Annotated in this window: 15 protein-coding genes; 10 read left to right on the top strand and 5 right to left on the bottom strand. The window is 74.2% G+C overall.

Annotated features, from left to right (window positions below; translation table 11 throughout):
- Positions 1-16: 16 nt before the first annotated feature.
- The 3 genes from ACWD3E_RS16465 (at position 17) to ACWD3E_RS16455 (ending at position 2,654) form a co-directional block, all read left to right on the top strand.
- Complete coding sequence (locus tag ACWD3E_RS16465) at positions 17-1,426, top strand: phytoene desaturase family protein (RefSeq protein ID WP_451388241.1); 1,410 nt, start codon at positions 17-19, stop codon at positions 1,424-1,426.
- On the top strand, positions 1,423-1,935 hold the full coding sequence (locus ACWD3E_RS16460) for an O-acetyl-ADP-ribose deacetylase (protein WP_451388240.1): 513 nt from the start codon (positions 1,423-1,425) through the stop codon (positions 1,933-1,935). The genes ACWD3E_RS16465 and ACWD3E_RS16460 overlap by 4 nt, the downstream gene beginning before the upstream one ends.
- Before the next feature lie 248 nt (positions 1,936-2,183).
- Entirely contained in the window at positions 2,184-2,654 is a 471-nt protein-coding gene (locus ACWD3E_RS16455; RefSeq protein ID WP_451388239.1) for a GreA/GreB family elongation factor, read from the top strand.
- Positions 2,655-2,667: 13 nt separating this feature from the next.
- Here ACWD3E_RS16455 and ACWD3E_RS16450 read toward each other — a convergent pair whose 3' ends face one another.
- Positions 2,668-5,160, bottom strand: a complete 2,493-nt coding sequence (locus tag ACWD3E_RS16450; protein WP_451388238.1) for an ATP-dependent Clp protease ATP-binding subunit — start codon at positions 5,158-5,160, stop codon at positions 2,668-2,670.
- 81 nt (positions 5,161-5,241) lie between these two features.
- Positions 5,242-5,874, bottom strand: a complete 633-nt coding sequence (locus ACWD3E_RS16445) for a DUF1345 domain-containing protein (protein WP_451388237.1) — start codon at positions 5,872-5,874, stop codon at positions 5,242-5,244.
- A 115-nt stretch (positions 5,875-5,989) separates the two neighbouring features.
- On the opposite strand from ACWD3E_RS16445, the gene ACWD3E_RS16440 reads away from it, so the two are divergent.
- The gene (locus tag ACWD3E_RS16440; RefSeq protein WP_451388236.1) at positions 5,990-7,804 is read left to right on the top strand and encodes an FUSC family protein; all 1,815 of its coding nucleotides are present in this window, start codon (positions 5,990-5,992) and stop codon (positions 7,802-7,804) included.
- 11 nt (positions 7,805-7,815) lie between these two features.
- On the opposite strand, the gene ACWD3E_RS16435 is transcribed toward ACWD3E_RS16440, so the two are convergent.
- Genes ACWD3E_RS16435 through ACWD3E_RS16425 form a run of 3 tightly spaced genes read right to left on the bottom strand, consistent with a single transcriptional unit; the run spans position 7,816 to position 10,674 of the window.
- Positions 7,816-8,403, bottom strand: a complete 588-nt coding sequence (locus ACWD3E_RS16435; protein WP_451388235.1) for a thioredoxin domain-containing protein — start codon at positions 8,401-8,403, stop codon at positions 7,816-7,818.
- A gap of 43 nt (positions 8,404-8,446) precedes the next feature.
- Complete coding sequence (gene pdxR, locus ACWD3E_RS16430; protein WP_451388234.1) at positions 8,447-9,958, bottom strand: MocR-like pyridoxine biosynthesis transcription factor PdxR; 1,512 nt, start codon at positions 9,956-9,958, stop codon at positions 8,447-8,449.
- A 14-nt stretch (positions 9,959-9,972) separates the two neighbouring features.
- Positions 9,973-10,674: a B3/B4 domain-containing protein gene (locus ACWD3E_RS16425; protein WP_451388233.1), complete on the bottom strand. Its 702-nt coding sequence runs from the start codon at positions 10,672-10,674 to the stop codon at positions 9,973-9,975.
- Positions 10,675-10,957: 283 nt separating this feature from the next.
- Here ACWD3E_RS16425 and ACWD3E_RS16420 point away from each other — a divergent pair, with 283 nt between their 5' ends.
- The 6 genes from ACWD3E_RS16420 to ACWD3E_RS16395 all read left to right on the top strand — a co-directional run bounded on the left by ACWD3E_RS16420 (position 10,958) and on the right by ACWD3E_RS16395 (position 20,027).
- On the top strand, positions 10,958-11,833 hold the full coding sequence (locus ACWD3E_RS16420; RefSeq protein ID WP_451388232.1) for a methylenetetrahydrofolate reductase: 876 nt from the start codon (positions 10,958-10,960) through the stop codon (positions 11,831-11,833).
- Between the two features lie 188 nt (positions 11,834-12,021).
- Complete coding sequence (locus tag ACWD3E_RS16415) at positions 12,022-13,503, top strand: hypothetical protein (protein WP_451388231.1); 1,482 nt, start codon at positions 12,022-12,024, stop codon at positions 13,501-13,503.
- Positions 13,504-13,511: 8 nt separating this feature from the next.
- Positions 13,512-15,272 (top strand): FHA domain-containing protein, encoded by a 1,761-nt coding sequence (locus ACWD3E_RS16410; RefSeq protein ID WP_451388230.1) that lies wholly within the window; start codon positions 13,512-13,514, stop codon positions 15,270-15,272.
- Positions 15,269-16,864 carry a protein kinase domain-containing protein gene (locus ACWD3E_RS16405; protein ID WP_451388229.1) on the top strand — a complete coding sequence of 532 codons (1,596 nt, stop codon included), beginning with the start codon at positions 15,269-15,271 and terminating at the stop codon, positions 16,862-16,864. The genes ACWD3E_RS16410 and ACWD3E_RS16405 overlap by 4 nt, the downstream gene beginning before the upstream one ends.
- 43 nt (positions 16,865-16,907) lie before the next feature.
- Positions 16,908-18,455, top strand: a complete 1,548-nt coding sequence (locus tag ACWD3E_RS16400; RefSeq protein ID WP_451388228.1) for a hypothetical protein — start codon at positions 16,908-16,910, stop codon at positions 18,453-18,455.
- An 87-nt stretch (positions 18,456-18,542) separates the two neighbouring features.
- Positions 18,543-20,027: an AlkA N-terminal domain-containing protein gene (locus ACWD3E_RS16395; RefSeq protein ID WP_451388227.1), complete on the top strand. Its 1,485-nt coding sequence runs from the start codon at positions 18,543-18,545 to the stop codon at positions 20,025-20,027.

Raw genomic sequence — 20,027 nt, 5'->3', positions numbered from 1 at the left:
TCCGAAGGTGCCGTCGATGCTCGATGCGGTTGTGGTGGGTGCGGGACCGAACGGACTGACCGCTGCCGTGGAGCTGGCCCGTCGCGGCTGCTCCGTCGCCCTGTTCGAGGCGCAGTCCACGGTCGGCGGCGGCGCCCGCACCGAGGAGCTGACCCTCCCCGGCTTCCGGCACGACCCGTGCTCGGCCGCCCACCCCCTCGGCATCAACTCACCCGCGTTCCGCGCGCTGCCCCTGGAGCGCTACGGCCTGGAATGGCTGCACGCCGAGCTGCCGATGGCGCACCCCTTCCTCGACGGAACCGCGGCCGTGCTGGCCCGGTCCGTCGCCCAGACGGCCGCCTCCTTCGGCCCGCGGGACGCGGGCACGTACCGCAGGCTGGTCGAGCCGTTCCTCCCCAAGTGGGACACCCTCGCCCGGGACTTCATGTCCCTGCCGCTCACCGCGCTGCCGCGCGACCCGGTCACCCTGGCCCGCTTCGGCCTGGCCGGGCTGCCGCCGTCCAGCTGGCTGATGCACCGCTTCCGCGACGAGCGCTTCAAGACCCTCTTCGCCGGCCTCGTCGCCCATGTGATCGCCCCGCTGGACGGCCTCGCCACCGGCGCGGTCGGGCTGGTCTTCGCCCTGGCCGCGCACGCCCGCGGCTGGCCCGTGGCCCGCGGCGGCTCCCAGTCGATCTCCGACGCCCTCGCCGCCTACCTCAAGGACCTCGGCGGCGCCGTGCACACCGACTACGAGATCAAGCGGCTCGACGACCTGCCGCCCGCGCGGGCGTACGTCTTCGACACCTCACCCACCGCGCTCGCCCGCATCGCGGGCTTCGGCAGCCACTACGCGAACTACCGCTACGGGCCCAGCGTCTTCAAGATCGACTACGCGCTGGACGGGCCGGTTCCCTGGACCGCCCCCGAGGCCCGCGTCGCCGGCACCGTGCACATCGGTGCCGGCCGGGCCGAGATCGACGCCGCGCTGCGTGCCGCCTCCCGCGAGGGCCGCGCCCCCGACCGGCCGTTCCTGATCACCGTGCAGCCCAGCGTCGCCGATCCCACCCGCGCCCCCGAGGGCAAGCACGTCTTCTGGGCGTACGGCCATGTGCCGGGCGGCTGGCAGGGCGACCTCACGGACGCGATGGAGCGCCAGCTGGAGCGCTTCGCGCCCGGTTTCCGCGACCGCGTCCTGGCCCGCGCCGTCGCCGGACCACCGGAGTTGGCCGCCCGCAACGCCAACTACGTGGGCGGCGACATCGCCTGCGGCGCGGCGTCCGGACTCCAGCTCCTGCTGCGCCCCAGACTGTCCCTGTTCCCCTACAACACCCCGCACCCCGCCGTCTTCATCTGCTCCTCGGCCACCCCGCCGGGACCCGGCGTGCACGGCATGTCGGGGCACAACGCGGCCAAGGCGGTCTGGAGGAGACTGAGGCAGGCATGAGCACCACCATCACGCTCGTCCAGGGCGACATCACCCAGGAGAGCGCCGACGCGATCGTCAACGCGGCCAACTCCTCGCTGCTGGGCGGCGGCGGCGTGGACGGCGCCATCCACCGGCGCGGCGGCCCCGCGATCCTGGAGGACTGCCGGCGGCTGCGCGCCTCGCGGTACGGCAAGGGACTGCCCACCGGCCAGGCGGTCGCCACCACGGCCGGCGAACTGGACGCCCGCTGGGTGATCCACACGGTGGGCCCGGTCTACTCCGCCTCCGAGGACCGCTCCGGCCTGCTCGCCTCCTGCTACCGCGAATCCCTGCGCGTCGCCGACGAACTGGGCGCCCGTACGGTCGCGTTCCCGGCGATCTCCACCGGCGTCTACCGGTGGCCGATGGAGGACGCGGCCCGGATCGCGCTGGAGACGGTACGCAACACGCCGACGGCGGTCGAAGAGGTGCGCTTCGTCCTCTTCGACAGCGCCGCGTACGAGACCTTCGCCCGACAGGCCGGCTGAGAGCCTGTCGTCAAACTCCCGCCCGAGCGGCTACGCCCAGGGCGTGGGGGGACCCCCAGCCGCGTTGCCGAACCACCCACGTGACACCTCCCCCACGCATGTCCAGGTGCAGGCCCTTGGTGTCGTCCGGCCAGGCGCACCCGGGTTCATCCGCATGATGGCCCGCGGCCCGTCCACGAGGGCGTACGGGTCGGTTATATACGACAATTCCTGTGACGGTAGTTCCTGCGATCGTTTCAGGAGTACGCATGACCAGCCAACCCGAGCCGATCAGCGAGGCTGCTCGTCGGGCACTCGAAAAGGAACTGGCCGACCTGCACGTCGAACGCGAGACGGTCGCGGCAACCCTGCGGGACAGCGACGACACCGTCGGCACGCTCGCCGACAGCGCCGACGAACTGCAGCGCGCCGCCGAGCTGAACCGCCTCGACGACCGTATCGAGGAGATCCGCACCCGGCTGCGGCAGGCGGCCGACGCGGGCCCGCCCTCCAGCGACGTGGTCGGGCTCGGCACCACGGTCACCCTGCGCTTCGCGGACGGCACCGAGGACACCGTCCAGATCGGCGGGACGGCCGCCGTACTGGACCAGACCCTCGTCACCGCCGACAGCCCGCTCGGGCGCGCCCTCCTCGGCCGCCGGGCCGGCGACTCGGTGCGGTACGTCGCGCCCCACGGACCGGCGACCGTGGTGGTGGTGTCCCTGGGCGGTACGCCCTGAGCCTCCGGCCCGTTCAGCCCTCGTCGGCGTCCGGCTTGCGGACCGTGCAGTGCAGCGAGTCCTTCACGATGTCGGCGACGATCGTGTCCCCGGGCTCCGCCTCACCGCTGAGCAGCAACGAGGCGATGCGGTTGTCGAGTTCGGCCTGGATCGTGCGGCGCAGCGGGCGAGCGCCGAACTCCGGCTGGTGGCCGTGGGCGATGAGCAGCTTCTTGGCGGCCTCCGTGACCTCCAGCCGCATGCCCTGAGCGTGCACCCGGCGCTTGCTCTGGTCCAGCAGATGGTCCACGATCTCCGCCAGGTCGGACTCGGTGAGGCCGTGGAAGATGATGATGTCGTCGATGCGGTTGAGGAACTCCGGCCGGAACAGCGTGCGCAGGTCGTCCATCAACACGTCCTTGAGCTCGGACACATCGCCCTTGTGGTCGAGGATGCGATGGGCGCCGATGTTGGACGTCATGATGATGACGCAGTGCCGGAAGTCGACGGTGCGGCCCTGGGCGTCCGTGAGGCGGCCGTCGTCCAGGATCTGGAGCAGCGTGTTGAAGACGTCGGGGTGCGCCTTCTCCACCTCGTCGAACAGGACCACGCTGTACGGCTGCCGGCGCACCTTCTCGGTGAGCTGGCCCGCCTCCTCATAGCCGACGTATCCGGGAGGGGCACCGACGAGCCGGGCGACCGTGTGCTTCTCCTGGAACTCGCTCATGTCGAAGCGGATCATGCGGTCCTCTTCGCCGAACAGCAACTCGGCGAGGGTCTTGGCGAGTTCGGTCTTGCCGACGCCGGTGGGACCGAGGAAGAGGAAGGAGCCCACGGGACGGTTCGGGTCGCCCATGCCCGCCCGGCTGCGCCGCACGGCCTGCGAGACGGCGGTGACCGCCTCCTCCTGGCCGACGATCCGGGCGTGCATCTGCTCCTCCAGCTTCAGCAGCTTCTCCTTCTCGCTGGCGGTGAGCTGGGAGACCGGGATCCCCGTGCGCCGCGAGACGACGTCGGCAATGTCGTGGGCGGTGACGGACACGACCCCCGCGCGCCGCTCCTCGATGCCCGCGCGTTCGCCCTCCACCTCGGCGATCTGCTGCTTGAGCTGCGCAGCCTTCTCGAAGTCCTCGGCGGCGACGGCCTGGTCCTGTTCCCGCCGCAGCTTGGCGATACGGTCCTCGTGGCTGATGACCTCGGTGGACCGGCCGGCGGTGCGCAGCCGCACCCGGGCGCCCGCCTGGTCCATCACGTCGATCGCCTTGTCGGGCAGGAACCGGTCGGTGATATAGCGGTCGGACAGCTCCGCGGCGGCGGCCAACGCCTCGTCCGTGTAACGGACCTGGTGGTGTGCCTCGTACGCGTCGCGCAGTCCCTCCAGGATCTGCACCGTCTCCTCGACCGTCGGCTCGGGAACGATCACCGGCTGGAAGCGCCGCTCGAGCGCGGCGTCCTTCTCGACGTACTTGCGGTACTCGTCGATGGTCGTCGCGCCCACCACGTGCAACTCGCCGCGGGCCAGGGCGGGTTTGAGGATGTTCCCCGCGTCCATCGAGCCCTCGCCGGTGGCGCCGGCGCCGACGACCGTGTGCACTTCGTCGATGAAGAGGATGATGTTGCCGCCCGCGGCCTGTACGTCCTCGATGACCTTCTTCAGCCGTTCCTCGAACTGCCCCCGGTACTGCGCCCCCGCCACCAGCCCGGACATGTCGAGGGCGACCACCCGCTTGCCCTTCAGGGCCTCGGGGACCTCGTCGGCCACGATGCGCTGCGCCAGCCCCTCCACGATCGCGGTCTTGCCGACCCCCGGCTCGCCGATGAGCACCGGGTTGTTCTTGGAACGCCGCGAGAGGATCTCGATGGTCTGCTCGATCTCCTCGGCCCGCCCGACCACCGGGTCGAGCCTGCCGGCCCTGGCCTCGTCGGTGAGGTCGCGGCCGTACTCGTCCAGGGTCGTCGCGGGCTTCTTCTCCTTGGCCGGCTGCCCCTCCGTGCGGGCCGCCTGCTCGGTCAGCCCCGCCAGCTTCCGCACGTCCTCGCCCTCGGCGCGCAGGAACCGGGTGGCTCCGGAGTCGGGGTCGTCCAGCAGGGCGCCGAGGATGTGTTCGGGGCCGATGTACGACGTCCCCGTCGCCTGCGAACGGGCGTACGCCGTGGCGAGGGTGCGTTTGGCCGCCGGGGTGAGCCCCGGTTCCGCGGACGGCTCGCCGGACTCATGGGGAAGGATCTTGGCGATCTCGGCCGCGAGCGTGTCGGGGTCGACGCCCGCCTGGGCGAGGAGCGCACGCGCGGGGTCCACCTTCGTCGCCGCCCACAGCAGGTGCTCGGTGTCGAGATCGGACGTCCCGTCCTCCACCGCCCGTCTGGCCGCCAGGTTGAGCAGCTCCTGCGAGGACTCGGTGAGCAGCCGTCCGATCGGCACCCGCTGCACCGCCGGCGGGGAGGACGCGGGCGACATGCCGAAGAATCGATTCAGCAGTTCACTGAAGGGATCCGACGGGCCAAAACCGAACGACGACATCGACATGGTGCGCTCCTGGTGCGGTGATGAGCCCCTCTCAACCCAAGCGCGATGCCGACGGCTCCGCAAGCGGAGCAAAGACCGGGGTCAGCGGCTGACGAGGTTCACGACGAGGTTGATGGCGGTGGCGAGAATGCTGGTCCCGAAGACGTACGACAGCAGGGTGTGCCGCAGCACGATCGCGCGGATCGTCGTACTCGACACGTCCGTGTCGGACACCTGGTACGTCATGCCGAGGTTGTAGCTGAAGTAGAAGAAGTCCCGGTACGTGGGCGGCTCCTGGGAGTTGAAGTCGATCCCGTCGCCGTCGGTGTAGTACACGTAGGCGTAACGGGCTGCGTAGACCAGGTGGACGGCCGCCCAGGCCATGAACACCCCGAGCAGCGCGGTCGCGGCGCCGGCGTTGCCGGTGCGGGAGCGGCCGAGCAGAAGCAGCACCACGATGGTCACCAGCCCGCACAGGGCGGCGCTCACGACCGCGAGTTCCTCGGCGCCGGGCCGGAAGTCCTCCCGGCCTGCGTTGTCCTGAGTGGCCTTCGCATCCATGGGCCACAGCACCACCCAGCCCGACACGACGAAGGCCAGCTCCGTCGCCGCGATCCCGGCCAGCACCCCCAGCGGGGCCTGGACCGTCAGGCCGACGGCCGCGCCGACCGCCGCGCCGAGAACCACCGAACCCACCAGGCGGGGCGTCGCCTCCAGCAGCGACCAGGTGCTCATGCGCCACCACGGTAGTGCCGCCGGCGCCGGGCGGCCCGTCGGAGTACGCCCTCCGGGGCGGCCCGGGGCCCCGCGTCGCCGCGCGTCCGGGAGAGGGGCGAGGTATACACCAGACATGCCGAACCCGCGCCGACCCTTCCCTTCCGTGCCCCGGCACGGGCGGCGGAATCCGGTCGCCGGGGCGGGGCGGGCGCTCTCCCCGCGCGGCGCGCTGACTCTGCACGACGTGGACGGAGCGGTCCTGTTCGCCCTGCGGGCGGCCCTGGCCATGGGGCTGGTCGCCGTACCGCTGGTGGCGGCCGGGCAGCCGGACCTCGCGGTCTACGCCATGCTCGGATCCCTCACCACCACCTTCGGCCGCAATCTGCCCTACGCCCGCCGCGCCCGCGTCCTCGCGGCGGCGGGCGTGGCCATGACCGCGTGCGTGGGCGGCGGCGCGGCGCTCGCGGTGGCGGCCCGGCCGGGGCAGAGCACGGCCGGCGCCGCCGTGGTGGTCGTGGCGACGGCCCTGGTGGCGGGCGCGGCGAAGTACGTCTGCGACACCGCGCGGCTTGGCGGGCTCGGCGTCGTCCTGCTGCTGTCCTCGTTCGCGGTGGCGGCCAACGGCTCGTCCACCTGGGCCGACGTGCTCCCCGGCGTGGCGCTCGCGGCGGCGGGCGCCGCCTGCGCCTGGCTGCTCGGGATCCTGGGCCGCTTCGTCCACCCCGACCGGCCGCAGCGCCTGGCGGTGGCCACGGCCCTGCGCCGACTCGCCGACCTGCTGGAGACGTCGGCGGCGGGAGCCGCCCCGCACCGGACCCGGCACGGGGCGACCGTCGCCGTACTGCACGCGTACCGATGCCTCGGACATCCGCCACCGGCCCGGGGCAGGCGCGCCGAGTCCGACCGCGACACCGTCTTCCTGCGCCTGACCGACCTGTCCTGGACCCTCCTGGTCGGCTCCGCACGACGACCCCCGGACGAACGGGCCACGACGGCCGCACACCTCCGCCGCCAGGCCACCCTCCTCACCGAACGCCGCCGCCGAACTCCCGCGGTGCTCCGCGAGCTGGCGTTCATCCCGGCGGCGCCGCCGCGGGGGACACCGGACGGGGGGACGGAGAGAGGGGCGGGGAGTGCGGGCGGGACCGGACCGCCGGAGGGTTCGGGTGGGGCCAGGGGCGACCTCGTCGCGCTGAGGGCCACGGAGTTGCTCCTCGGGCGGCCGGGCGGGCCCCATCATCATGCCGTCGTGGCTGTCCCCGCGCTGCGGATGACCCTGGGTACGGGGGTGGCGGGCGGGCTGGCCCTCCTGCTGCATCTGGAGCACGGGTACTGGGCGGCGATCTCGGCCGCCGCCGTCCTGCACTCGGTCAACGTGCGCACCACTGCCCAGCGGGCCGTGCAGCGCACGCTCGGTACGGTCCTCGGGCTGCTCATCGCGTTCGGTGTGCTGGCCACGCAGCCGCCTCCCATGACGCTCGCGCTGGTGATCGTGGCCCTGGAGTTCCTGCTGGAATACGTGGTGGCCCGCAACTACGGCCTCGGCGTCGTCTTCCTGACCCCGCTGGCGTTGCTGCTGAGCGACCTGGCGGCGCCCGCACCCGCCGGCGAACTGGTCCTCGACCGGGTGCTGGGCAGCGTCGTCGGCATCGTCACGGGCCTGCTGTGCGCGCTGCTCGTCGTCCACGACCGGGCCGCCGTACGGGTCGACCGCGCCCTCGCCGCCTGCGTGGCCGCCGCCGACCGGGCCGAACGCGCCCTGGACCCTGCCGCCGGGCCGCCGCCCGCCCTCGTCCAGGTGCGGCTGGCGCTGGCGGTGGTGGAACTGCGCGACGCCGACGACGCGGCGGCCGGTGAGCTGTGGCCCGCCGGCATCGACCCCGCCGAACTCGCCGCCGCCGAACGGCGCGCCTACGCCCTGCTGGACCGCCTGCACCACGGCGGTTGACGCGGGCGGGCTCAGTGCGGGAGCTGGGCCAGGAAGTCCTGGGGCGTGATCGCCGGGCCGCCGTCGATCTGTACGACGGGGACGACCTCCTTGTCGTACCAGACGACCGGGGTTCCCACGACACCGAACGAGTCGAAACTGCCGACCGCTTCTCCCGCCCAGGTCAGATACGTCTCGCCCGAGACCTTGCGGTCGAAGTCGGGAGAGCGCAGCCCCTCGACCCGGCCCGCCAGATCCAGCAGCACCGCCGTGTCGGCGAAGCGGTCGTACCCGGGCGCGGACGGCTGCTCGGCGAAGAGCACCGCCAGGTACTCGATGAACTGCCGCTGCCCCGCGTCGCCCGCCGCGCCGAGCGCGCTCAGGCCGCGCTGCGAACCGCTGCCGCCGACCGTGTCGTCGATCAGCGCCGCAAAATGGAACTTGACGACGAACCTGCCCTCGTCGGCGGCCTGCCGGAACGTGCCCAGCAGATTCTCCGCCATCCGCCGGCTCGCCCGGTCCCGCAGTTCGAGGAAGACCTGGAGCTCATGAGGGCTGTCCAGGTCTCCGTAGTACACCGTGGCGTCGTCCGCACCGGTCGTGTTTGCCGGGGTGGTCATGGTTCGAGCCTGCCATAAGCGGACAAACGGCACGACCGGAGTGTCAGGCCAGTTCACGCAGGGCCGCGCCGAGCAGCTCCACCCCTTCGGCGATGACCCCCGGCGCCGTGGCCGCGTAGCCGAGAACGAGGCCGGGAGGGCCGGGCAACCGGCGGTGCCACGACAGGGGTTGGACCTTCACACCGCGTGCGAGCGCCGCCGCGGCGAGCGCGGTGTCGGGGACGTCCGAGGCGTACGTGACCGTCAGATGCAGACCGGCCGCCGCGCCGTGCACGGTCCCGCCCGGCAGGTGCGCGGCGATGGCGGCGATCATCGCGTCGCGCCGTCTGCGATGGCGCCCGCGCAGCAGCCGCAGATGCCGCTCCAGTTCACCGGACTCCATCAGCCGGGCCAGCACCAGCTGCGGCAGCACCGCGTTGCCCAGGTCGTTGAAGCGTTTCGCCTCGACCAGCGCCGCCCGGTAGCGGGGCGGCGGCACCAGCCAGCCGATGCGCAGCGCGGGCGCGAGCAGCTTCGACACGCTGCCCATGTAGCACACCCGGTCGGCCAGCATCCCGCGCAGCGCCGGGACCGGCGGGCGGTCGTAGCGGTGCTCCGCGTCGTAGTCGTCCTCCAGGATCAGCCCGCCGTCCCGCGCCCAGCCCAGCAGTTCGCGCCGGCGTCCGCCGCTCGTCACCACGCCCGTCGGGAACTGGTGCGCGGGAGTGAGCAGCACCGCGCGGGCGCCGCTCGCCCGCAGCGCGTCCGCCCGCACCCCGTCCTCGTCGACCGGCACCGGCGGGGTGGCCAGCCCCCCGTTGCGCAAGTGCTGGCGGGCGCCGAGCGAGCCGGGATCCTCCACGGCGACCGCGTCGACACCGTCGGCCCGCAGCACCGGGTGCAGCAAGGTCAGCGCCTGCGCCGTACCCGCGACGATCAGCACCTCGTCCGGATCCACCCGCACACCCCGGCTGTGCGCCAGCCAGCCCGCGACGGCCCGGCGCAGCCGGGGAGCGCCGCGCGGGTCGCCGTAGCCGAGGCTCTCGGCGGCCGGCTCGGCGAGGACACCCCGCTCCGCCCGCAGCCAGGCCGCCCGCGGGAAGACGGCGAGATCGGGGCGGCCGGGAGTGAAGTCGACGGCGGCGGGGGCGGCACGCAGCGCGTCGAAGATCTCCGGGCCGGGTTCCGGGCTGAAGAGTGCGCCGGCCGTGGTGGCCGGGTTCGGGCCCGCCGCCGGCTCCCAGGGCGCGGCCGGCGACGCCGTGAACGGCGCCGCCACGACGACCGTGCCGCCCCTCCGCCGCCCCGCCACCTGACCGTCCTCGGCCAGCCGCCGGTACGCCTCGGTGACCACCCCGCGCGAGACGCGCAGCTCGGCGGCGAGGACACGGGTGGGCGGCAGCCTCCCGCCCACCCCCAACCGACCGTCGGCTATCGCCGCGCGCAACCGGCCGGCCAGCCACTCGGCCTTCCCGCCGGCCGGCACCTCACCGACCGCCAGCTGAAGGAAGTCGGAGCCGCGAGAAGGGAAGTCCGGGCCACGGGACGGGAGTTCACTCGCGTTCACCCCGCTCATGCTGTCATGTGCCGTCAGCGGCCGAAGCCGAAGTACGCAGTGGACGGCGTGAGGACGGCCGACCGCGTGTCGGCGGGCCAGTGGGCCGTCAGCTCCTCGGCGAGGGTCTTCAGCAGCTCGGGCACCACGTCCGCGCCGCCGTCGTGCAGGGCCTCCGTCACCACGAGGATCCGGGTGGTGTCCTCGCCGACCGCCGAGTGGCCGCTCTGCCGGTGCGTCCAGCGCCGGGCGTGCGCCCGCCCGGCGGAGTCCACGAAGGTCACCTCGCCGGGCGCGGGCTGCTCGACGCCGCCGCCGAAGGCCGTGTACGTCTCGTCACCGCGGGCGTGCCGCACCTCCAGCAGGGGGCCGGTGATGCGGTCGGCGTCGAGGACCGCCACCGGGACCGCGTACGCCGCCGAGACCGCGTTGCACAGGTCCACGAGCGGATGAATGCGGGGCAGCGAGCCCTCCTTCCGCAGCCGCCGCAGCAGCGACTCCGCCGCGCACCGGTACTGCGTCGGCCGGAGCCCCATCCGGGAGAACGCCCGCCGCCAGGCCAGCACCTCGGGGAACTCGCCCTCCGTGGCACCGGCCAGCCGGGCCAGGGCGCGGGCGGTGTACTCGGCGGCGCGCGGCCCGGTGTCGGCGGGGGCGCCGACCCCGGTGGCATGAAGAGCGCCGGCGGCGAGTTCGGGGAAGGCGGACCAGACGGCGTCCGCGTGCCGGAATCGCATGGTGAAACAGACCTCCGGTCGGATCGGGGTCTCCCACCCTGCCGGGGCTGTGGTCCGCCTGCCAGGGCCAAAGACGGCGCGAACGACAGGTCCATATTCGGCTCCCTGTTCCAGCCGCCGCCCAGGGGGGCGCACACACTGCCCGCCCCTGGCCCGGGCCGGACCCGGCCCGCGTGGCATCATCGGCCGGGATCGGGCCCGCCGCCGCACACCCCCGGCACGGTGCCCCACCAGCGCACGAACCGCGCGCCACCAGCGCGCACGCCCTCGCACAAGGAGCACGATGACCCCCGCTCTCACTGCCGCGCCCGCGGTGGGCACCGCACTGCTGGACGACTTCTCCCTGGAGATGACCGGCAAGGACGTGCCCGCGCTGGAGGAGGCGGCCGGTGGCATCCCGCAGGGCACCCGGATCAACATCACCTTCCTCGCGGGCGAGGACCTCGACATGCGGCTGGCCGCCGCCCGCGCGGTCAAGCGGCTCGGTTTCGTCCCCGTGCCGCACATCTCCGCCCGGCGGCTGGCCTCCCGGGCCCACCTGGAGGAGTTCCTGGCCGGGCTGGAGGCGGACGGCACCGCAGAGAACGTGTTCGTGGTCGGCGGCGACCCGGCCCGCCCCGAGGGCCCCTACGAGGACGCCCTCGCACTCATCCGCACCGGGCTGCTCCAGCACCACGGCGTCCGCCACATCGGCATCAGCGGCTACCCGGAGGGCCACCCCGCGATAGCCGACCGCGCGCTGTGGTCGGCGCTCACCGACAAGACGGCGGCCCTCGGCGCCGGACAGCTCTCCGGCGACGTCATCACCCAGTTCGGCTTCGACGTCGACCCGGTCCTGGCCTGGCTGGAGGCGGCCCGCGCGCGGGGCGTCCACCTGCCCGTCCGCATCGGCGTTCCCGGCCCGGCGGGCGTACGCCGGCTGCTCGGCTACGCCACCCGCTTCGGCGTCGGCGCCGGCGCCTCCGTGGCCCGCAAGTACGGTTTCTCGCTGACCAACCTCATGGGTACGGCCGGCCCGGACCGCTTCCTGCACGCCCTGGCCCGGCAGTACGACCCCGCCCGCCACGGCGCGGTGAAGGTGCACTTCTACACGTTCGGCGGGCTGCGGGCCACGTCGGAGTGGATCGCCGGGTTCCGGCAGGGAGACGTGCCGGGCTGAGGCGACTGCCGGGGCCCGAGTGCCGCCGCCGTCTGCGATGGCCGTATTCGATCGGCCGGCATACGCCGTCGCGCCGCCGACCTGGTCGAAACCGCCCCGGATGTCCAGCTCGTAGCTCTTGCGCTGCTCATGGCACGACCTCTATAACGTCTCCAGCAGGTATCGGCGGGGATGGCCGGAAATGGCAGTTGCCGCCGACCAGGGGGATCCTCGACTCCGCCGCGATCGGCATCACCGCCCGCAGACCGACGGAGACCTCAGCCATGACCGACGACGCCTACCGTGCTGCCATGATCCGGCTGGCCGCCGACCCCGCCTTCAGAGCCGAACTCGACGGCGACAGCGCCGAGGTGGCCCGAAGACTCGGCCTGACGCCCGCCCAGGTCGACGCACTTCGCTCCCTGCGCGTCGAGTCCGCGGCCGGTGGGGGACCGGCCGCACTCGACCCGCGACTGTCCAAGTCCTCCTTGTTCTTCGGCAGTGCGGCACACGCGCTGGCCCACCACGACGTTCCGGCGCACACCGAGGCGGCGCCTGCGCACTCCGACGTGCCCGTGGACACCGGCGTTCAGGAGGGCTTCGGCGGCGTCGACGCGTCCTCGACCGGCGCCCACAGCCTGCTGGGCGGCGAGCTGTTCGAGCACTCCCCGGGCGAAGTGGGCGGCGGCGCGGCCGAGTTCGGCGGATCCACCGGTGAGTTCGGTGACTTCGGCGGTTTCGGGGGCACCGAGGGAGACTTCGGCGGGTTCGGCGACGGGAGCGACGGCGGCTTCGGCCACGGCGGTTTCGGTGACGGCGGTTTCGGTGGCGCCGACGTTGGTTTCGGTGAGGGTGGTTTCGGCGGGGCTGACGGCGGTTTCGGCGGTTTCGGTGACGGCGGTGCCGGATCCGGTGACTTCGGAGGCCATGGCGACTTCGGCGGCCACGGTGGCTTCGGCGGGGCCGGTGGCGAAGGCGGTGGCGACGCCGGTCACTTCGGGCACGATGGCATCTACGACCGCGGCGAGGGCGACGGCGGCGGCGACAGCGGTGGCGGTGGCGAGGGCGGCGGCGGTGAGGGCGCCGGCGAGAACGGCAATCGTCCCAGTGGCGGTGGTGAGCCCGGCGGTGGCGGTGGCGGTGAAGGCGGCGGTGAGGGCGGCGCGGATCCGATGGAGAACGGCCGGCGGCCCAGCGGTGGTGGTGAGCCCGGCGGTGGCGGTGGCGGTGGCGGTGAGGGCGGCGGTGACGGTGGCGCGGATCCGATGGAGAACGGCCGGCGTCCGAGCGGTGGTGGTGAGCCCGGCGGTGGCGGCGGTGAGGGCGGCGCGGATCCGATGGAGAACGGCCGTCGTCCGAGCGGTGGTGGTGAGCCCGGCGGTGGCGGTGGCGGTGAAGGCGGCGGTGACGGTGGCGCGGATCCGATGGAGAACGGCCGGCGGCCCAGCGGCGGTGGCGGTGGCGGTGAAGGTGGCGGCGACGACGGCGTAGGCGGTTCGGAGAACGGCCGACGCTTCGGCAGCGGCGGCGGTGGCCGCGAAGGCTCCCTCGGCGGTGCCGAGACGCCCGTGCGCGGCGGCATCGACCTGCCCGGCGTCGGCGGCGCGGCCACCCGCATGACGCCCTCCGCGCCCGAGGCGGACGGCGGCTTCAACGGCGGAACCTTCCTCAGCGGTTCCGGCGGAGGCTGAACCACCCCATGCTCTGCCATGTCTGCCGCGTCCACACGCGGCGCGACTTCCCGTACTGCCTGCGCTGCGGCACCCTGCGCCGCGGCGCGGCCCCCACGGCGTACGCCGCGCCCCAGCTGCGCGGCCTCGACGACCCCGCCCTGCTGGTCCCGCTGACCGGCCCGGTCACCACACTGGGCCGCGGCGCGGACAACGACGTGGTCCTCGCCGACGGCAGCGTCTCGCGCCGCCACGCCCGTATCGTCCGTAGCCCCGAGGGCTTCCGGATCGAGGACCTGGACTCCTTCAACGGCACGGCGGTCGCGGGCGTCGAGCTGCACGGCGGAGCGGCAGGCCTCGCCGACGGCACCGAACTGTCCGTGGGCGACGTACGCCTGGTCTTCGAGCAGCCGCGCGACGCGCGGATCGGCTCGCGCACGATGGTCGTCGGCACCCAGCTGACCCAACTCCCCACCCCCGCACAGGAGGAGGCCCCGGAGGCGACCGGCCCGCTCACCGCACGGCCCCGCCGCCGCTCCGGCTGGGCGCTGAAGCAGGTGCCCAGCGGCGGCGGCGAGCCCCGCTGGGTGCTCAGCAGCACCCGCACCGGGCGCTACCTGGAGCTGGACGAACGCCAGGTCTTCCTGTGGCACGCGGTCGACGGCGAGAACACCGTACGGGACCTGCTGTTCGCGTACGCCGAGCGCTACGGCGAACTCGCCCTGCCCCGCATCGAGTCCTCGCTGGCCGCCTTCGCGGACGCCGGGCTGCTGCGCGGCCTGCCGGGCCGCCCGGAGGCGGAGCAGCCGAAGGGCCTGCGTCGCGCGGCGCGCGCCGCCTACCGCGCCCTGCTGAAACTGGAGGTGTCCGTACCCGGCCTCGACCGGCTGGTGACCCGCCTCTACCAGGCCTTCGGCTGGCGGCTGTTCACCCGCACCGGGATGGCGCTGGCCTGGCTGTCCGTCGTGGGCGGCCTCGTCGCGTTCCTCGCCGCGCAGGGACACCACCGCCTGCTGGACTTCGGCGGAGCGGGCGCGTGGGGCCCCGTGCTGCTCATCGCCGGGTACGTGACGGCGCTGCTCGTCCACGAACTGACCCACGCGCTCGCCGTGAAGTCGTACGGCCGCACGGTGCGGCGCGGCGGCTTCCTGCTGATGATGGGCATGCCGTTCGCGTTCGTGGACACCAGCGACATGTGGTTCGGCTCCCGCTGGTCACGCGTCGTGGTGGCCCTCTCCGGGCCGCTGTCCACGGCGGCCCTGGCCGGCTGGTGCGCGACGGGCGCGGCCCTGCTGCCCGCAGGACCGGCCTCCGCCGTCCTCTACCACCTGGCCTTCGGCCTCTACCTGAACACCCTCTACAACTTCAACCCCCTGATGCCGCTGGACGGTTACCAGGCACTGACCGACGCACTGCGCGTGCCGCGGCTGCGCGAGGAGGCGAGCGCGTACTTCCGTACCGGCCTGTGGCGGGACCTGCGCGCGGGCAACCGGCCGGGCCCGCGCCAGGCGGGCATGGCCGCGTACGGCCTGGCCGTCGTCGCCGGCACCTACGGCTTCCTCGCCCTGGCCGTGCTGGCCTGGCGCTCCCGGATCGGTGACCTGCTGGACGGCAGGCTGGCCGCACCGTGGACCACCGTGATCGAGACCGCCGTGGTCGCGCTCGTGACCTTCCCGGTGTGGTCCGCGCCCGTACGCGCGCTGACCCGCCTGATCCGGCGCCGCCGCCAGGCGCGCGGCGCAGCGCTCCCCGGCACGGCCTCCGGCGCTCCGGTGGAGGGAACGGCATGACACAGCCACCGGACGGGACCGGCTGGGCCGTGCCCGGCTACGAGCCGCTGCGCACCCTCGGCGAGGGAGCGGGCGGCCGGGTCGTACTGGCCCGGCACACCGCGACCGGCGCCCCCGTCGCGATCAAGTACCTCAGCAGGCGCCTGTACGGCGACCGGGAGTTCCTCGCCCGCTTCCGCGCCGAGGGCCGGCTGCTCGGCGAGCTGCGGCACCCTTGCGTGGTCCGGCTCTACGAGTACGTCGAGGCGCGCGCCGGTGCTGCGATCGTCATGGAGGCGGTCGACGGGGTCAGTCTCCGCCGGCTGCTGCACCGGCACGGCACGACCGGACCCGAGGCGGCGCTCGTCCTGCTCAAGGGCTCCCTGCTGGGGCTCGGCGCGGCACACACCGCCGGAGTCGTGCACCGCGACTACAAGCCGGAGAACGTGCTGGTCCGCGCCGACGGCAGCAGCGCGCTCGCCGACTTCGGCATCGCCGTGCGCAGCGGCCGGGAGACCGAGGCCGCGGGCACGCCCGCCTATATGGCGCCCGAGCAGTGGCAGGGCCAGGCCGCCGGACCGGCCGCCGACGTGTACGCGGCATCGGTGGTGTTCTTCGAATGCCTCACCGGACGGCGGCCGTTCGCCGCCGCCGACATCACCGCACTGAGCCTCCAGCACCTGCGCGCCCCCGTCCCGCTGGACGACGTACCCGAGCCGGTGCGCGCACTGCTGCGCGCCGGTCTGGCGAAAGACCCGGCCGAGAGGCCCGGCGTCGAGGCCTTCCTCGCCGACCTCGAACGGTGCGCCACCGAGGGCTACGGCGCGGGCTGGGAGGAGCGGGGCCGACGGCGGCTGGCCGAACTGGCCGCGCTGCTGGCCCTGTTGTTCCCGCTGACCACGACCGCGACCCTCGACGGCTCGGCCCGCGCCCTGACCCTGCTGGGCCGCCTGGGGCGCGGCGGCTGGAAGGCGGCGACCGGGGCGACGGCCGCGCTCGTGATCGTCGCGGGCGGGGCAGCGACGTACGCGAAGGACCGCCCGCACGAGGCGGCGACGACCGTGGCGGTGACGACCCCGTCTCCCCTCGACTCGCCGACGCTGCCCGGCACTTCACCCTCGTCTTCGCCGGCGTCCGCCTCGCCGACGGCCGACGCGTCGCCCTCCGGCACACCCTCGGACAGCCCGTTGTCGTCCCCGTCCTCGGCGTCGCCCTCGCCGTCGTCCCTGCCGCCCACACCGTCCACGGGCACGACCGCGCCGACGGTGACGCCGAGCAGCGCCTCGCCCAGCGAGGCCACCGCCGGTACGGTCACGATCACCGTCGGCTCCTGGCAGCGCGGGCAGCGGCCGGGCACGGTCGTCGCGGCGGTGACGGTCGAGACCACGGGCACCGGGCCGCTGACCGTCACGGCGAACTACTACGTCGACACACCCGCCGAGCCCTACGGCTCGCAGACGCAGCCGCTGTCCGGCAGTACGCGGTACACCGTGACCTTCGAGGCCGACTTCTCCAACCACCCGTGCCGGGGCACCTGGGACGTCACCCTCACCAGCGACCCGCCGTCCGTGAACGGCCCCCAGACCGCGTCCCTGGACGCACCGCCGTGCTGAGCACCGCCCCGCCGCCCCTCAGCCACGACGAGATCGGATCGAGATGACGACAGCCACCACGGTGGCCGGCCTGCCCCTGTCCGCCTGGACCCGGGACGCGCGCCACGGCACCTGGCACGCCCTGCTCCCGGCACAGCCCGGCGAACCGGTGCGCGGCGCGCTGCGCGTCGACCGCGCCCTGCTCACGCCCGAGGGCACGCGCGAGCGCCTGGCCGCGGCGGTGCTCGCCACCGCGAAGCTCCGGCTGCCCGGACTGCTCGGCACGGTCGACCTCGTCGCCGAGGCGGGCGAGGTCTGGCTGATCACGGCCCGGCCGCCGGCGCCCGTCCTCGCGGACGTGCTCGCGGCCGACGGCCCCCGACAGGACGCGGGCAGCGCGGCGAGCGTCCTCAACGAGACCGCGCAGACCCTGCTCGCCCTGCACGCGGCAGGCCTCGCCCACGGCTCGCTCGGCCCCCGCACCGTGGTCCTCGCACCGGACGGCGTCGCCCTGCTGGCCGAGGCGGCACTGACCACAGCGCTGGGCGACACACCGGCCGCGGACCTCTCCACGGCCGACACCGAGGCCGCCGACACCCGGGCCTGGGCCGCGCTGGCCCGGGCCCTCGGCGCCGCCTGGGCCACCGCGGGCACCCCAGCGGCCGACCTCTTCACCCGCTGCGCCACCACCGCCGAAACCGAGGGCCTCGCGGCGGCCCGCACCGCCTTGGTGTCCGGCCGTGCCTGCCTCCCGTCGGACTTCCTGCGCCGCACAGCACTGCGCACGGCGGCAACCAGGACGAGCCCGGACTTCGCTCCGCTCGCCACGCTTGCGCATCAGACGCGATCGCCGGCCGACGGCGCCGCCGACTCGACCGCGCCGCCCAGCGACGCGGCGGCGGGCGCTCCCGCCGCCGTCCCGGCCGCCCCGCCCCCTGTCACTGATCGTCCCGTTGGCCCGGCTCTGCCCGACGAGCAGGCCACGGTCCTCGGTCGTGCCCGCCGTCCCTCGGCGCCCGCCAGGCACGACACCGGCCCGGACGAGCAGGCCACCACGCTGGGTCGGCGCAACCGTGGCGGTGCTGCGGCGGACCCCGTCGCAGAGGACGGCGGTGAGATCGTTCTCCGGTTCGGACCCGGCGTGCCCCTCGACGCCGCGCACGTCCCGTCCGGCCCGGCGTCCGCCGTGCCCCCGGCCCCCGCGCGCCGCCCCCGGCGCAGACGCCGTGCCTGGGCCGGCCTCGTGGCTCTCGCAGCGATCGTGGCCGTCCTGCTCTGGCTGTTCCTGCGCCCCACGCCCGCCCCGGCCGTCCTCGCCGTACGGGTCCACGCCCCCGTCGAGGAGCTGCGCTGCGATCAGACGGCCGATCTCGTCGGTGTCGTCACCACCGACGGCACGGGCGGCCCCGTCACCTACCACTGGCTCCGCAGTGACGGGCACGACTCGGGGGAACTGGTCAGCACCGCTCGCGGCGGCGAGCGTACGCTCCGCCTGCATCTGCGCTGGACGGTCCGCGGCCCCGGCCGCTTCCGCGGCACCGCGCGCCTGCGGATCGCGCACCGGCCACGCCCGCTGGAGGCGACGGCGACCTTCAGCTACGCCTGCTCCTGAACCAAAACCGCCGCAGCCCTGGCCACGGCCACGTACGTGTCGGATTCCCGCCAGCGCACGGGTGCCGCGGTGCTCGATCCTGGACGCATGCAGACAGGGATGCACCTCGACCGGGAGCACTGCGTACGCGCCGTGCAGTCCAAGGACGCACGGTTCGACGGGTGGTTCTTCACGGCCGTCCTGACCACCCGCATCTACTGCCGGCCCAGCTGCCCGGTGGTCCCGCCCAAGCCCGAGAACATGACGTTCCACCCGAGCGCCGCCGCCTGCCAGCAGGCCGGTTTCCGGGCCTGCAAGCGCTGCCGGCCGGACGCCAGCCCGGGCTCCCCGGAGTGGAACCGGCGCGCCGACCTGGTGGCCCGGGCCATGCGGCTGATCGCCGACGGAGTCGTGGACCGCGAGGGCGTGCCCGGACTCGCCGCCCGGCTCGGCTACAGCACCCGGCAGGTGGAGCGGCAGCTCCTCGCCGAGCTGGGGGCCGGACCCCTCGCACTGGCCCGCGCCCAGCGCGCCCAGACCGCGCGACTGCTCATCGAGACGACCCCGCTGCCCATGTCGGAGATCGCCTTCGCGGCCGGTTTCTCCTCCATCCGCACCTTCAACGACACCGTGCGTGAGGTCTTCGCCCTCGCCCCGGGTGAACTGCGCGCCAGGGTGCCGAAGAACACCGCGGTGACGACCACCCCGGGCACCCTCTCCCTACGGCTCCCGTTCCGCGCCCCGCTCAACCCCGACAACCTCTTCGGCCACCTCGCCGCCACTGCCGTACCCGGCGTGGAGGAGTGGCGGGACGGCGCCTACCGCCGCACGCTGCGGCTGCCGTACGGGCACGGCATCGCCGCGCTCGCCCCTCGCCCCGACCACATCGCCTGCCGCCTGACCCTGAGCGACCTGCGCGACCTCACCGTGGCCATCAGCCGCTGCCGCCGCCTGCTCGACCTGGACGCGGACCCGGTCGCCGTCGACGACCAGCTGCGTACGGATCCGTTCCTCGCGCCCCTGGTCGACAAGGCCCCGGGCCGCCGGGTGCCGCGCACGGTCGACGAGGCCGAGTTCGCCGTCCGCGCGGTGCTCGGGCAGCAGGTCTCCACCGCTGCCGCCCGCACCCATGCGGCCCGCCTGGTCACCGCGCACGGCACACCGCTGGACGACCCCGAGGGTGGCCTCACGCACCTCTTCCCGTCCCCCGAGGCGCTGGCCGCCGTCGACCCCGAGACCCTCGCCATGCCCCGCACCCGGCGTACCACCTTCACCACCCTGGTCGGTCAACTGGCCGACGGCACCCTTCACTTGGGAGTCGAGTCCGACTGGCCCGAGGCCCGCGCCCGCCTGCTCGCCCTGCCCGGCTTCGGCCCCTGGACGGTCGACGTCATCGCGATGCGCGCCCTCGGCGACCCCGACGCCTTCCTCCCCACCGACCTGGGCATCCGGCGCGCCGCACAGGAGCTGGGCCTGCCGTCCACCCCGGCGGCGCTCACCACCCGCGCGGCGACCTGGCGGCCCTGGCGGGCCTACGCCGTCCAGTACCTGTGGGCGACGGACAGCCACCCGATCAACTTTCTTCCGGTGTAA

This window comes from Streptomyces sp. NPDC002676 (genome assembly GCF_053592455.1).
This window is presented reverse-complemented; position numbering and strand designations above follow the sequence as displayed.

Excerpts from the sequence above, each read along its gene's own strand:
- ACWD3E_RS16445 (WP_451388237.1), bottom strand. The coding sequence starts at position 5,874 with ATGAGCACCTGGTCGCTGCTGGAGGCGACGCCCCGCCTGGTGGGTTCG.
- ACWD3E_RS16420 (WP_451388232.1), top strand. The coding sequence starts at position 10,958 with ATGACCCCCGCTCTCACTGCCGCGCCCGCGGTGGGCACCGCACTGCTG.
- ACWD3E_RS16425 (WP_451388233.1), bottom strand. The coding sequence starts at position 10,674 with ATGCGATTCCGGCACGCGGACGCCGTCTGGTCCGCCTTCCCCGAACTC.
- pdxR (WP_451388234.1), bottom strand. The coding sequence starts at position 9,958 with ATGAGCGGGGTGAACGCGAGTGAACTCCCGTCCCGTGGCCCGGACTTC.
- ACWD3E_RS16405 (WP_451388229.1), top strand. The coding sequence starts at position 15,269 with ATGACACAGCCACCGGACGGGACCGGCTGGGCCGTGCCCGGCTACGAG.
- ACWD3E_RS16400 (WP_451388228.1), top strand. The coding sequence starts at position 16,908 with ATGACGACAGCCACCACGGTGGCCGGCCTGCCCCTGTCCGCCTGGACC.
- ACWD3E_RS16435 (WP_451388235.1), bottom strand. The coding sequence starts at position 8,403 with ATGACCACCCCGGCAAACACGACCGGTGCGGACGACGCCACGGTGTAC.
- ACWD3E_RS16455 (WP_451388239.1), top strand. The coding sequence starts at position 2,184 with ATGACCAGCCAACCCGAGCCGATCAGCGAGGCTGCTCGTCGGGCACTC.
- ACWD3E_RS16450 (WP_451388238.1), bottom strand. The coding sequence starts at position 5,160 with ATGTCGATGTCGTCGTTCGGTTTTGGCCCGTCGGATCCCTTCAGTGAA.
- ACWD3E_RS16440 (WP_451388236.1), top strand. The coding sequence starts at position 5,990 with ATGCCGAACCCGCGCCGACCCTTCCCTTCCGTGCCCCGGCACGGGCGG.
- ACWD3E_RS16410 (WP_451388230.1), top strand. The coding sequence starts at position 13,512 with ATGCTCTGCCATGTCTGCCGCGTCCACACGCGGCGCGACTTCCCGTAC.
- ACWD3E_RS16460 (WP_451388240.1), top strand. The coding sequence starts at position 1,423 with ATGAGCACCACCATCACGCTCGTCCAGGGCGACATCACCCAGGAGAGC.
- ACWD3E_RS16465 (WP_451388241.1), top strand. The coding sequence starts at position 17 with ATGCTCGATGCGGTTGTGGTGGGTGCGGGACCGAACGGACTGACCGCT.
- ACWD3E_RS16395 (WP_451388227.1), top strand. The coding sequence starts at position 18,543 with ATGCAGACAGGGATGCACCTCGACCGGGAGCACTGCGTACGCGCCGTG.